This window comes from Streptomyces sp. NPDC001663, from assembly GCF_042893105.1.
Classification (GTDB): Bacteria; Actinomycetota; Actinomycetes; order Streptomycetales; family Streptomycetaceae; genus Streptomyces.
In genome coordinates, this window is sequence record NZ_JBIAUR010000008.1 from 160,310 (window position 1) to 173,507 (window position 13,198).

General features: G+C 69.0%; 10 protein-coding genes. 6 read left to right on the top strand and 4 right to left on the bottom strand.

Features of this window, described 5'->3' with window-relative positions; all coding sequences use genetic code 11:
- The first annotated feature begins 169 nt into the window (after positions 1-169).
- Positions 170-337 (top strand): hypothetical protein, encoded by a 168-nt coding sequence (locus ACFY1L_RS25920; protein WP_388828849.1) that lies wholly within the window; start codon positions 170-172, stop codon positions 335-337.
- Positions 338-421: 84 nt separating this feature from the next.
- On the opposite strand, the gene dnaE is transcribed toward ACFY1L_RS25920, so the two are convergent.
- Positions 422-3,961 carry a DNA polymerase III subunit alpha gene (gene dnaE / locus ACFY1L_RS25925; protein ID WP_388828852.1) on the bottom strand — a complete coding sequence of 1,180 codons (3,540 nt, stop codon included), beginning with the start codon at positions 3,959-3,961 and terminating at the stop codon, positions 422-424.
- A 203-nt stretch (positions 3,962-4,164) separates the two neighbouring features.
- Between dnaE and ACFY1L_RS25930 the strand changes: the two genes are divergently transcribed.
- The 4 genes from ACFY1L_RS25930 (at position 4,165) to ACFY1L_RS25945 (ending at position 8,946) form a co-directional block, all read left to right on the top strand.
- Positions 4,165-5,490 (top strand): DUF2252 domain-containing protein, encoded by a 1,326-nt coding sequence (locus ACFY1L_RS25930; protein ID WP_388828855.1) that lies wholly within the window; start codon positions 4,165-4,167, stop codon positions 5,488-5,490.
- Between the two features lie 67 nt (positions 5,491-5,557).
- Positions 5,558-6,259 carry a hypothetical protein gene (locus ACFY1L_RS25935; protein ID WP_388828858.1) on the top strand — a complete coding sequence of 234 codons (702 nt, stop codon included), beginning with the start codon at positions 5,558-5,560 and terminating at the stop codon, positions 6,257-6,259.
- A gap of 76 nt (positions 6,260-6,335) precedes the next feature.
- Positions 6,336-7,145 carry a thioredoxin domain-containing protein gene (locus tag ACFY1L_RS25940; RefSeq protein WP_388828861.1) on the top strand — a complete coding sequence of 270 codons (810 nt, stop codon included), beginning with the start codon at positions 6,336-6,338 and terminating at the stop codon, positions 7,143-7,145.
- Between the two features lie 118 nt (positions 7,146-7,263).
- Positions 7,264-8,946: an alkaline phosphatase D family protein gene (locus ACFY1L_RS25945; RefSeq protein ID WP_388828864.1), complete on the top strand. Its 1,683-nt coding sequence runs from the start codon at positions 7,264-7,266 to the stop codon at positions 8,944-8,946.
- Between the two features lie 9 nt (positions 8,947-8,955).
- Here the strand turns inward: ACFY1L_RS25945 and ACFY1L_RS25950 are convergent, their stop codons facing one another.
- Positions 8,956-9,525: a dienelactone hydrolase family protein gene (locus ACFY1L_RS25950; protein WP_388828867.1), complete on the bottom strand. Its 570-nt coding sequence runs from the start codon at positions 9,523-9,525 to the stop codon at positions 8,956-8,958.
- 107 nt (positions 9,526-9,632) lie between these two features.
- Between ACFY1L_RS25950 and ACFY1L_RS25955 the strand changes: the two genes are divergently transcribed.
- A complete protein-coding gene (locus ACFY1L_RS25955) occupies positions 9,633-10,745 on the top strand; it encodes a mechanosensitive ion channel family protein (RefSeq protein WP_388828870.1) in 1,113 nt (370 codons plus the stop codon).
- Positions 10,746-10,769: 24 nt separating this feature from the next.
- On the opposite strand, the gene ACFY1L_RS25960 is transcribed toward ACFY1L_RS25955, so the two are convergent.
- Both ACFY1L_RS25960 and ACFY1L_RS25965 read right to left on the bottom strand, forming a co-directional pair.
- Positions 10,770-11,510, bottom strand: coding sequence for an SDR family NAD(P)-dependent oxidoreductase (locus ACFY1L_RS25960; RefSeq protein ID WP_388828873.1), 741 nt, complete (start codon positions 11,508-11,510; stop codon positions 10,770-10,772).
- A 58-nt stretch (positions 11,511-11,568) separates the two neighbouring features.
- Complete coding sequence (locus ACFY1L_RS25965) at positions 11,569-13,155, bottom strand: Na+/H+ antiporter (RefSeq protein WP_388828876.1); 1,587 nt, start codon at positions 13,153-13,155, stop codon at positions 11,569-11,571.
- Positions 13,156-13,198: the final 43 nt, after the last annotated feature.

Below are 13,198 nucleotides of genomic sequence, written 5' to 3' on the forward strand. Positions count from 1 at the left end.
GTTAACGGCCCGAACTCGATCTTCGGCGTGGCGTTTCGGGCCCCGGCCGCCGGCCTCGCGCACCGACAAGCCCTGTAACAGACGGTAATTATCCGAAATGCATTCCTTGTCAGCCTATGTGAATCTGGTCCCGGCCCTGGCCCCTAGATCCCCCACAGGAGGCAGAACCATGGCCAAGAACAAGAACCGTGAGCGAAAGCAGCAGCCGCAGCCCGAGCGCGCTCAGCAGGCGGCCCAGCACTCCTCGATCGAGTCGCAGACCGAGCAGCGCGCGTCCCAGGTGACTCCTGGTGACATGGCGCGCAAGGGCAAGCAGAAGCGCTTCGGCCACAACTGACATCTGCATATCGGGTTGTTGAGACCCAGGCACACGTCAGGGGCGCACCCGGCACCGGGTGCGCCCCTCGCGCATGCATGTCGCTCAGCCGGCCAGGCAGGACGGTCCGAGCAGCACCTTCAGGTCACCGAACAGCGCCGGATCCGGCTTCACCCGATGCCGGTCGAGGCGCAGCACCGTGGTCCTGGTCGGGCCCTGGAGCTTGATCCGCACCTCGCTGTCGCCCTTGTGGTGGCTGAGGATCTCGCCGAGGCGGCTGACCATCGGCGGGGTGACCCGGGTGGCCGGGATGGTGAGGATCACGGGCGCGTTGGTGCCCGCGTTCGACAGGTCGGGGACCTGGAGCTCCATCGCGACCAGGCGCGGCACGTCCTCGCGCTTGTCGAGGCGGCCCTTGACGAACACCACGGCGTCCTCGACGAGTTGGGTCGACACCAGCTGGTACGTCGCCGGGAAGAACATGCACTCGATGGAGCCGGCGAGGTCCTCGACGGTGGCGATCGCCCAGGCGTTGCCCTGCTTGGTCATCTTGCGCTGCAGGCCCGAGATGATGCCGCCGATGGTGACGACCGCGCCGTCCGCGTGCTCACCTCCGGTGAGCTGGGCGATGCCCGCGTCGGCCTTGTCGGACAGCACGTGCTCCAGACCGAAGAGCGGGTGGTCGGAAACGTACAGGCCGAGCATCTCCCGCTCCTGGGCGAGCAGATACGACTTCTCCCACTCCTCGGTGGTGAACTCGACGTCGAGTCCGAAGCCGGGCTCGCTGCTCTCCTCCTCGCCCATCCCGCCGAAGAGGTCGAACTGGCCCTCGGCCTCCTTGCGCTTGACCGCGACCACGTTGTCGATCATCGGCTCGAACTGGGCGGTGAGGCCCTTGCGGGTGTGCCCCAGGGTGTCGAACGCGCCCGCCTTGATCAGCGACTCCGTGGTGCGCTTGTTGCAGGCGACCGCCTCGACCTTGTCGAGGTAGTCGGGGAAGGAGGCGTACTTCCCCTTGGCCTTGCGGGACTTGATGATCGACTCGACCACGTTCGTACCGACGTTGCGCACGGCCTCGAGGCCGAAGAGGATCACGTCGTCGCCCTGCGCGGCGAAGTTGTGCACCGACTCGTTGACGTTCGGCGGGAGCACCTTGATGCCCATGCGGCGGCACTCGTTGAGGTAGACGGCCGACTTGTCCTTGTCGTCCTTGACCGAGGTGAGCAGCCCGGCCATGTACTCGGCGGGGTGGTTCGCCTTCAGGTAGGCGGTCCAGTACGAGACCAGGCCGTACGCGGCGGAGTGCGCCTTGTTGAAGGCGTAGCCGGCGAAGGGGACCAGCACGTCCCACAGGGCCTGGATGGCCTCGTCGCTGTAGCCCTTGTCCCGGGCGCCCTTCTGGAAGAGGACGAAGTTCTTGGCCAGTTCGTCGGGCTTCTTCTTGCCCATCACGCGGCGCAGGATGTCGGCCTCGCCGAGCGAGTACCCGGCGATGATCTGGGCGGCCTTCTGCACCTGCTCCTGGTAGACGATCAGGCCGTAGGTGACCGCCAGGACCTCTTCGAGCGGCTCCGCCAGCTCCGGGTGGATCGGGGTGATCTCCTGGAGCTTGTTCTTGCGCAGCGCGTAGTTCGTGTGCGAGTCCATGCCCATCGGGCCCGGACGGTAGAGCGCCGACACGGCGGAGATGTCTTCGAAGTTGTCGGGCTTCATCAGGCGCAGCAGGGAGCGCATGGGGCCGCCGTCGAACTGGAAGACGCCCAGGGTGTCGCCGCGCTGGAGGAGCTCGAAGGTCTTCGGATCGTCGAGCGGCAGGGCCAGCAGGTCGAGCTCGATGCCCTTGTTGGACTTCACCATCTTGACGGCGTCGTCCATGATCGTCAGGTTGCGCAGGCCGAGGAAGTCCATCTTCAGCAGGCCGAGCGACTCGCACTGCGGGTAGTCCCACTGCGTGATGGTCACGCCGTCGGTGTGCCGCACCCAGATGGGAGCGTGGTCGACGATGGGCTCGCTGGACATGATCACGCCGGCGGCGTGCACGCCCATCTGCCGGACCAGGCCCTCGACGCCCTTGGCGGTGTCGATGACCTTCTTCACGTCCGGCTCGTTCTCGTACATCCCCCGGATCTCGCCCGCCTCGTTGTAGCGCGGGTGGGAGGGGTTGGTGATGCCGTCGAGGTCGATGCCCTTGCCGAGGACATCGGCGGGCATGGCCTTGGTGAGGCGGTCGCCCATCGCGTACGGGTAACCCAGCACGCGCGCGGAGTCCTTGATGGCGTTCTTGGCCTTGATCTTGCCGTACGTGCCGATCATGGCGACCTTGTCGGCGCCGTATTTCTCCGTCACATACCTGATCACCTCGACGCGCCTACGCTCGTCGAAGTCGATGTCGACGTCGGGCATGGAGACGCGCTCGGGGTTGAGGAACCGCTCGAAGATCAGGCCGTGCGGGATCGGGTCGAGGTCGGTGATGCCCATGGCGTACGCGACGATCGAGCCGGCCGCGGAGCCTCGGCCGGGGCCGACCGCGATGCCGTTGTTCTTGGCCCACATGATGAAGTCGGCGACCACGAGGAAGTAGCCCGGGAACCCCATCTGGATGATGACGTCCATCTCGTACTCGACCTGCTTCTGGCGGTCCTCGGGGATGCCGCCGGGGAAGCGGCGCTCCATGCCGCGGCGGACCTCCTCCCGGAACCAGGTGACCTCGGTGTAGCCGTCGGGGATGTCGAACTTCGGCATGAGGTTCTTCGCCTCGAACATGCCGCTGGTGTCGATCTGTTCGGCCACCAGAAGGGTGTTGCGGCAGCCCTCCTGCCAGGCGTCCGAGGAGTCGATGGCGTACATCTCGTCCGTGGACTTCAGGTAGTAGCCGGTGCCGTCGAACTTGAAGCGGTCCGGGTCGGAGAGGTTCTTGCCGGTCTGGATGCACAGCAGGGCGTCGTGGGCGGTCGCCTCGTGCGCGTACGTGTAGTGCGAGTCGTTGGTGACCAGGGGCGGGATGCCGAGCTTCTTGCCGATCTCCAGCAGGCCGTCGCGGACCCGGTGCTCGATGTCGATGCCGTGGTCCATCAGCTCCAGGAAGTACCGGTCCTTGCCGAAGATGTCCTGGTACTCGGCGGCCGACTTCAGTGCCTCGTCGAACTGGCCGAGGCGCAGCCTGGTCTGCAGCTCGCCCGAGGGGCAGCCGGTGGAGGCGATGAGCCCCTCGGACCACTGGGAGATGGTCTCCTTGTCCATACGGGGCCACTTCTGCAGCCAGCCCTCGGCGTACGCGTCCGAGGAGAGCCGGAAGAGGTTGTGCAGACCTGTCGCGTTCGCCGCCCAGATCGTCTTGTGGGTGTAACCACCGGAACCGGAGACGTCGTCGCGCTTCTGGTGCGGCTGGCCCCACTGGATCTTGCGCTTGTTGCGCCGCGACTCGGGGGCGACATACGCCTCGATCCCGATGATCGGGGTGACGCCGGCCTTCGTCGCGGAATGGAAGAAGTCGTACGCGCCGTGGAGGTTGCCGTGATCGGACATGGCGATGTGGGTCATGCCCATCTCATTGCACGCGTTGAACATGTCCTTCAGCCGCGCGGCACCGTCCAGCAGCGAGTACTGGGTGTGGACGTGCAGGTGCGTGAACGGCGGCTTTGACACGGCGTGGCCTCCAAGGAAAACGCTCGGCGACAGGCTGGCGGACAGTCTGGGGGACAGCGTCGAAGTCTATGCCTCGGCACTGACACTCGCGGGGGTTACCCGCGTACCTTGCTGCGAGGGTCACGGGCACTTCCGCGTACCTTCGCCCGTTGAAGACGACAGAAACCCTGTCGCACATGTCATGCACCAGGAGGCACCCAGCGATGTCGGTCCCCCAGCTCAACGGCGAGCAGCGCGGCGAGGAGATCCTCACCGTCTTCGAGACCGCCTTCGGCGAGCTCCTGGCCGCCGACCCGGCCGCGTTCCGGGTGAAGTTCCGCAAGATGGCGGCCTCGGCCTTCGCGTTCTACCGGGGTACGGCGTGCCTCTTCTACCACGACCTGGACGCGGAAAAGCGAGGCGGCCCGTACCTGGACGAGCGCACCTCGCGCGTGTGGATCCACGGCGACCTGCACGCGGAGAACTTCGGCACGTACATGGACGCGAACGGCCGCCTGATCTTCAACGTCAACGACTTCGACGAGGCCTACGTCGGCCCCTTCACCTGGGACCTCAAGCGCTTCTCCGCCTCCGTCGCGCTGATCGGCTACGCGAAGGCGCTCGGCGACGACCAGATCACGGAGCTGGTGGAGGTGTACGCGGGCGCGTACCGCGAGCGCATCCACGCCCTGGCGACCGGCGCCAAGAGCGACGAGGTGCCGCCCTTCACCCTGGACACCGCGCAGGGCCCGCTCCTTGACGCGCTGCGCGACGCCCGCTCGCTGACCCGCTTCGGGCTGCTCGACTCGATGACCGAGATCCGCGACTTCGAGCGCCGCTTCGCCCCCGGCGGCGGCTCGATCGAGCTGGACGCGGCCACCCGCTACAAGGTCCTCGCGGCCTTCGACGGCTATCTGGAGACGCTGCCGGACGCCTCGCTGGCCCGCCCGGACTCGTACCGCGTGAAGGACGTGGTCGGCCGCCGCGGCATCGGCATCGGCTCGGCCGGGCTGCCGTCGTACAACATCCTTCTCGAGGGCCACAGCGACGCCCTGGAGAACGATGTGGTGATCTACATCAAGCAGGCCCAGACCCCGGCCGTCTCCCGGCACATCACCGACCCGGCGATCCGCGACTACTTCCAGCACGAGGGCCACCGCACGGTGATCTCGCAGCGCGCCCTGCAGGCGCACGCGGACCCGTGGCTGGGCTGGACCGAGTTGGACGGCGCGGGCCAGCTGGTCGCCGAGGTCTCGCCGTACGCGGTCGACCTGGACTGGGGCGACATCGACGATCCGGAGGAGATCGCGGCCGTCGTCGCCGACCTGGGCCGGGCCACGGCCACCATGCACGCGGCGGCGGACGACCAGTCCGGCGAGTCCCTCGTGCCCTTCTCCACCGAGCGGGCCATCGACGCGGCGATCGCGGCCGACGAGGACGGCTTCGCGGGCCTGCTCGTGGACTTCGCGCACAGCTACGGCGCACGCGCGCGTGCCGACCACCAGATCTTCGTGGACCTGTTCCGCAACGGCCGGATTCCGGGTCTCTAACAGTCCGTAATCTCACAGGCAGCTTTTAGGGGTCCCTTACCGGGCCACGTGACAGACTCTCCACGCTATGGACATATCCGGGACCCGCATCAGAGCGCTTCGCGCGGCGCTGTTCACGGCCTTGGTCGTGACGCTCAGCACCGCGTCGCACGTGCTGCTGTCGCGGGTCCCGCTGCCGTTGAACACGGTGGCCGCGGTCGCCGCCACCGTGTTCGTGGTCGCCTACGCCCTGGCCGGCCGCGAGCGCGGCTTCGCCCGGATCGCCGCCCTGCTGATCCCGCTGGAGCTGGCCGCCGACACGGTCTTCACCACCGGCCAGCACGTCTGCTACGGCCGCGCGGGCGGCCCCGTCGCCGGCCCCCTGCGCTCCGTCGGCTGGGACCTGCTCTGCGGCAGCAACACGCAAGTGAGCACCCCACTGGCCCGGGTGACCGGCACCGGCACCGACCGCGTGACGGCGCTGCTCGCCCACGCCGACCCGGCCACCGCCTGGCTGCTGCTCGGCGCGCACATCGGCGTCGGCCTCCTCGCGGCCGCCTGGCTGCGTCGCGGCGAGCGGGCGCTGACCCAGCTGCTGCGCGCGGTCGCCGCGACGGCTTGGACAGCGGTCCGACCTCTGCAGCTGGCGGTCGCCGCGGTGACCGTCCGGCCCGCCTCGGCGGTACGGCGCGTACGGCGCCCCGGCCTGCGTTCCGCGGTCGTCCGCGACCGGATCCTCGTGCACTCCCTGGGACGGCGTGGACCGCCGTGCTCGGTCGCTTCCGTCTGATCAGCACTGAGCACAAGCAATCCCCCACACGTATCCCGCGTACAGCATGTGCGCGTCCCATATGGAGATCATCGAGATGAGCAAGCGGAACAGCCAGGCGTCGAAGACGGCGGCCCGGGAGCGGCTGCGGGCCGAGCGCGAGCGCCAGGCAAAGCGGGCCAAGGCCAAGCGGCAGATCATCGTCGCCGCTTCGGTCGTCGCCGTCCTCGCGGCGGCGGGCGGCATAGGCTACGCCGTCGTCCAGGCCAACAAGCCCACCCACTGGGAGGCCGTGAAGGACGACAAGGTCGTCGCGCCGGCCAACACCACGGGCAAGGACGGCACGACGGTCGTCATCGGCAAGGCGAGCGCCAAGAAGACCCTCAAGATCTACGAGGACCCGCGCTGCCCCGTGTGCGCCCAGTTCGAGCAGACCGTCGGCTCGACCTTCAAGAAGGACCTCGACGCCGGCAAGTACAAGTTCCAGTACGTCGGCGCCACGTTCATCGACAACAAGGACAACGGCGAGGGCTCCAAGAACGCGCTGAGCGCCCTGGGCGCCGCCCTCAACGTCAGCGACCAGGCCTTCCTCGACTACAAGACCGCGCTGTACTCGACGAAGTGGCACCCGGACGAGACGCAGGACAAGTTCAAGGACGACAGCTACCTCATCAAGGTCGCCCAGACCGTCCCCGCGCTGAAGGACAACACGAAGTTCCAGACCGCGGTCAAGAAGGGCACCTACGACGCCTGGGCGATGGCCATGTCGAAGACCTTCGACGACAACAAGGACGGCGTGACCGGCACCCCGGGCTTCGTCATGGACGGCAAGCAGCTCAACGGCGGGACCCCGCTCCTGACGGTGGCCGACTTCAACAAGGTGGTCGGCGCCGCGCTCAAGGCCTGAACCGAAGGTCAGTAACCAACCGCGCAACCGGCCCCGTAACCAACCGCGGGGAGAAGAGCGGGCGAACTTTTACGAGTTCGCCCGCTCTCGTTCATACCGATCAGTAACCTGATCGCTCGTGACCAGTCGATACAGAACACCCGGGAGCGCCGCCTCGCAGGCCGAGGGCGCCAACTCGCTTTCCCCACGCCGCCGTACGGTCGTCAAGGCCGCGGCGGCCACTGCTGTCCTGGCCGGCCCGCTCGCCGCCGCCCTGCCGGCCCGGGCGGCCGCCGAGACCCCGCAGTTCCTGCACGGCGTGGCCTCCGGTGACCCGCTGCCCGACGGCATCCTGCTGTGGACCCGGGTGACGCCCACCTCCGACGCGGTCCCCGGCTCCGGGCTCGGCGCGGACACGGAGGTCAGCTGGATCGTCGCCAAGGACAAGGCGCTGACGAACATCGTCGCCAAGGGCTCGACCACGGCGAGCGCCGCCTCCGACCACACCGTCAAGGCGGACATACGGGGCCTGCAGCCGGCCACCGACTACTGGTTCCGCTTCTCCGCAGGCGGCACGGACTCCCCGGTGGCGCGCACCCGCACCGCGCCGGCGGCGGACGCTGCCGTGACCGGCCTGCGCTTCGGCGTGGTCTCCTGCGCCAACTGGGAGGCCGGCTACTTCGCTTCGTACCGCCATCTCGCGGCCCGCGGCGACCTCGACGCCTGGCTGCACCTCGGCGACTACATCTACGAGTACAAGTCCGGCGAGTACGCGGCCCGCGGCACGGTCGTCCGCCCGCACGCGCCGACGAACGAGATCATCACGCTCGCCGACTACCGCACCCGGCACGGCAAGTACAAGACCGACCCGGACCTGCAGGCCCTGCACCACAAGGCGCCGGTCGTCGCGATCTGGGACGACCACGAGTTCGCCGACAACGCGTGGTCCGGCGGCGCGGTCAACCACACCGAGGGCGCCGAGGGCACCTGGACCGATCGCAAGGCGGCCGCCAAGCAGGCCTACTTCGAGTGGATGCCGGTCCGCCCGGCGATCGCGGGCACCACCTACCGCCGGCTGCGCTTCGGCAAGCTCGCCGACCTGTCGCTGCTGGACCTGCGTTCCTTCCGCTCGCAGCAGGCGTCCACGGGCTCCGGCTCGGTCGACGACCCGGACCGTACGATCACCGGGCGTGCCCAACTCGACTGGCTGAAGGCCGGGTTGAAGGCCTCCGACACCACCTGGCGGCTCGTCGGCAACTCGGTGATGATCTCGCCGTTCTCCTTCGGCTCCCTCTCCGCCGACCTCCTCAAGCCGCTCGCCAAGCTGCTCGGTCTGCCGCAGGAGGGCATCGCCGCCAACACCGACCAGTGGGACGGCTACACCGACGACCGCCGCGAACTGCTGGCCCATCTGACCTCGAACGCGATCCGCAACACCGTGTTCCTCACCGGCGACATCCACATGGCGTGGGCCAACGACGTGCCGGTGGACGCCGGAACGTACCCGCTGTCGGCCTCGGCCGCCACGGAGTTCGTCATCACCTCGGTGACCTCCGACAACCTCGACGACATCGTGAAGGTCCCCGAGGGCACGGTCTCCGCGATCGCCTCGCCGATCATCAGGGCGGCCAACCGGCACGTCCACTGGGTCGACACCGACCGCCACGGCTACGGCGTCCTGGACATCACCGCCGACCGCGCGCAGATGGACTACTACGTCCTGTCCGACCGCACGAAGGCCAACGCGACCTCGACATGGGTGCGTTCGTACCGCACCCGCACGGGCACGCAGAAGGTCGAGCGGACGTACGACCCCGTCTAGGTCACAACCTCACAGGGTCTCGAGGAAGCCGAGCGCCACCCGCCAGGTGGCCTCGGCGGCCTCCTCGTCGTAGTCCGGCAGTTCGGGGTCGGTGTAGAGGTGGCCGGCTCCCGCGTATCTGTACACCTCGACGTCCGCGCCGGCTCTGCCCATCTGGAGATACCAGGCGCTCAGCCAGTCGTCCGTCTCGAACGGGTCCGGCTCGGCCACGTGCAGCTGCACCGGCAGATCGTCGACCGCGACGTTCGGCGCGATGTCCGACGTGCCGTGCAGAAGCAGCAGCCCGCGGGCCTTCTCGTCGCCGAGGGCGAGGGTCTGCGCGATGGAGGCGCCGAGCGAGAACCCGGCGTACACAAGGCCCCGCTCCGAATAGGGCGCCGCGGCCAGCACGGCTCTCTTGAGCAGCTCGTCCTTGCCGATCTCGTCGTTGAAAGCCATGCCCTCCTCGACCGTCTCGAACGTACGCCCGCCGAAGAGGTCCGGAGTCCACACCTCGTGCCCGGCGCCGCGCAGCCGGTCCGCGGCCTGGCGCACCGCGGGCCTCAGGCCGAAGGTCGAGTGGAAGAGCATGATGTTCATGAGGCCATGGTGCCAGCCGGTACTGACAACGCCGTCCGGCGGCCGTACCCACATCGAGCCCGAAGTCACATGTTCATGACCGCACGAGGGCGGTTAGGTTCGCAGGCATGGAGAACGTACTCCGCCCGCTGTCCGTGATCGGCGGTTCGGTGGTGCTCACGCTGCTCATCGGCTGGGGCACCGACCTGCTGCTGCGCAAGGCCGACGAGCGGCACGGCGAGACCCCGCTGTGGGGCCTGCTGCGCCGCGGTCGCATCCCCTACCAACTCGTGCTCTGTGCGGCCCTGCTCAGAGGGTCGTACGACGAGGCGCAGGTGCTGGAGGAGCACCGGGTCGCCATCGGCCAGGTGCTGACGCTGGTGCTGATCGGGTCGGCCGCATGGCTGGTGATCCGTATCGCGGCGGCCATAGTGGAAACGTCCTACAGTCGTTACGCCCGCGCCCACCGCGACCCGGCCCGGGTCCGGCGCGTGCGCACCCAGGTGTCGCTGATCATGCGTGTGGTCTCCGCGATCGTCGGCGTGGTGGCGGCCGCCTCGATGCTGCTGACGTTCCCGGCGATGCGCGCCGCGGGCGCCTCGCTGCTGGCCTCGGCCGGCATCCTCGGCATCGTCGCCGGTGTCGCCGCCCAGTCCACGCTCAGCAACATGTTCGCGGGGCTGCAGATCGCCTTCGGCGACATGGTGCGCATCGGCGACACGGTCGTGGTGGACGGCGAGTGGGGCACGGTCGAGGAGATCACGCTGACGTTCCTGACCGTGCGGACCTGGGACGAGCGCCGGATCACCATGCCGGTGTCGTACTTCACCTCGAAGCCCTTCGAGAACTGGTCCCGCGGCGGCACCCAGATGACCGGCATCGTCTACTGGCACCTCGACCACTCGGCACCGGTGGAGCTGATGCGCGAGCGGCTGCGCGACATCCTGCGCGAGTGCCCTGCCTGGGACGGCCGCGACTACGGCCTCGCCGTCACCGACACCACCCCGAACACCATGCAGGTACGGGCCCTGGTGACGGCCAAGGACGCGGACGACATATGGACGGTACGGGTCACGGTCCGCGAGCAGATGGTCCGCTGGCTGTACGAGCACCATCCGTACGCCCTGCCCCGCGTCAACACGGCGGACGCGGCCGTGCCCCTCGGCCGCCGCTCCCCCGACGGCTCCCCGGACGGCGCGGCGCGCCGCGCGCACGAGCCGCCGAGGACGGGCCGCGGCTGAGACCCTACGCGATGCGCGCGGGCCTCAGTGCCCGCGCTCCGCACCGCCGTTGACCTGGATGACCTGCGAGGTGACGTGCCCCGCGCCCGGGGAGGCGAGCCAGTGCAGGGTCGCCGCGACGTCCCCGGGCGTGCCGGCCCGCTTGTTCGAGGTGTCGGCGATGAGCCGCTCGCGCCGGGCGGGGTCGATCTGCGGCCCGAAGAACTCGGTGTCCTCGATGTAGCCCGGCGCCACCACGTTCGCAGTGACCCCGCGCGGCCCGAGCTCCCGGGCCAGGTCGTGGGCGTACGGATGCAGCGCCGCCTTGGCGCCGCCGTACGCCCCGCTGCCGGACCCCCGGTAGGCGGCGATGGAGCTGACGAACAGCACCCGCCCGCCCGGCGAGGCGAGCCGGTCCTTCAGCGCCTCGGTCAGCAAGGCCGCGGTCAGGGTGTTGATGCGGAAGTTCACGGTCCAGTTGTGCGCGACCCGGTCGAGGGGATCGTCGCTCTCGGACCCGGGCTCGAGATGCCCGGCGCCGCCGGCACCGTGGATCAGCACGTCCACGGTCCCGAACTCCCGCGCCACGAAGTCGGCGACCCCACGCACATCGGCCGGATCACTGAGATCCGCCGCGTAGGTCGACGCCCCCGGCACCGCGGCCTTCTCCAGCACCTCGGCCCGCCGCCCGAGCAGCAGGACCTGATCCCCGTCCGCCGCGAAGACCTGCGCCGCCGCGAGCCCGATCCCCGTACCGCCACCACTGATCACGACATTACGAGCCATGATCCGACCCTACGCACGGGAAGCCGCCGGCGTCGAACCACTTCACGGACTTGAAAGGTCACCGCAGACTACGCACGTCGAGATGGCGAAGCACCCGGTCCACGATCTCCGGATCGGCTCCGGCCTCACTGCGCGCCGCCAGCACCTCGTGCCGCGCCGCGCTCAGCATCTCGCCCTGGATCCGCCGCACCCGCTTCAGCCTGCGCGCTCGGTGTTCGTGCGCCTCGCGCCGCTCCTCGTCGCCCATGTCCGGGCTGATCCGCACCCCGATGTCGAAGGCCCGCCGCAGCATCTGCTCGGACAGTTCCTCCGGCAGCTCCTCGACCTGCTCGATCTCCCGCAGGCGCCGTTTGGCCGCCTTGGCCGCGCGGACGGCGAGCTCCTTCTCGAAGTCCTTCTCGCGCTCGGTGTCGGCCTGCACCCCCAGCCGCTTGACCAGCCACGGCAGGGTCAGCCCCTGCAGCACCAGCGTCCCCATGATCACGCCGAACGCGATGAACACGATCTCGTCGCGGTCGGGGAAGGGCGAACCGTCGTCGGTCGTCAGCGGAATGGCCAGGGCCAGTGCCACCGAGGCCACTCCCCGCATCCCCGACCACCACATGACGACGGTCTCCCGCCAGCTCATCGGGATGTCCTCGTCGTGGTCCCGCTTCGCGTGCAGCCGCTTGGTGAGCCAGGTCGCCGGCATCAGATAGAGAAGCCGTACGACGACCACCACGGCCAGCACCACGCCCGCCCAGCCGAGCATCTCGCCCCACCGCCCGGACGCCGTGCGGATCGCGTTGTGCAGCTCGAGGCCGATCAGCCCGAAGGCGACACCCGTGACGAGCGTGTCGACGATGTCCCAGAACGCGTGCCCGGCCAGCCGTGTCATCACGTCGTCGGGGTCGGTGGCGTACTCGGCGAGGAACAGCGAGGTCGTGAGCACGGCGAGCACACCCGAGCCGTGCAGCTCCTCCGCGAGAACGTACGAGGCGTACGGCACGAGCAGGGTCAGCCCGATCTGCAGGGTCGGCTCGCCCAGCAGATCCATGAGCTTGTTGGCGCCCCAGCCGAGCGCGAGCCCCATCGCCACGGCCACCACGGCGGAGAGCACCAGGTCGATCGCGGCCCGCCCCGGTGTGAAGGCGCCGCTGAGGGCGGCGGCGATGGCCACGTGGTACAGCACGATGGCCGTCACGTCGTTGAACAGCCCCTCGCCCTCCAGGATGGACACGAGTCGGCGCGGCAGCCCCAACTGCCCTGCGACCGCGGTCGCGGCGACCGGGTCGGGCGGCGCGACCAGCGCGCCCAGCGCCACCGCGGCGGCAACGGGCAGCCCCGGCACGATGGCGTTCGCCACGACGGCCACGCACACGGTGGTGACGAACACCAGCGCCACCGCCAGCAGGAAGATCGGCCGCCGGTTGGCCGCGAACTGCCGCCAGGACGTGCGCCGCACCGCTGCGTACAGCAGCGGTGGAAGCAGCAGGGGCAGGATCAGATCCGGCGGAACATCGACGTTCGGCACGAAGTCGAGTACGGCGAGGACGATCCCGAGGAGCGTCATCAACACCGGCGCCGGCAACCCGAACCGGTCGCCGACCGGGACACTCACCAGGGCCCCGAGCAACAGCACGAACAACAGGGCCAACTGATCCACGGTCAGTACTCCGGGAAGGTCGACGTAAGGGCAGCAGACATCA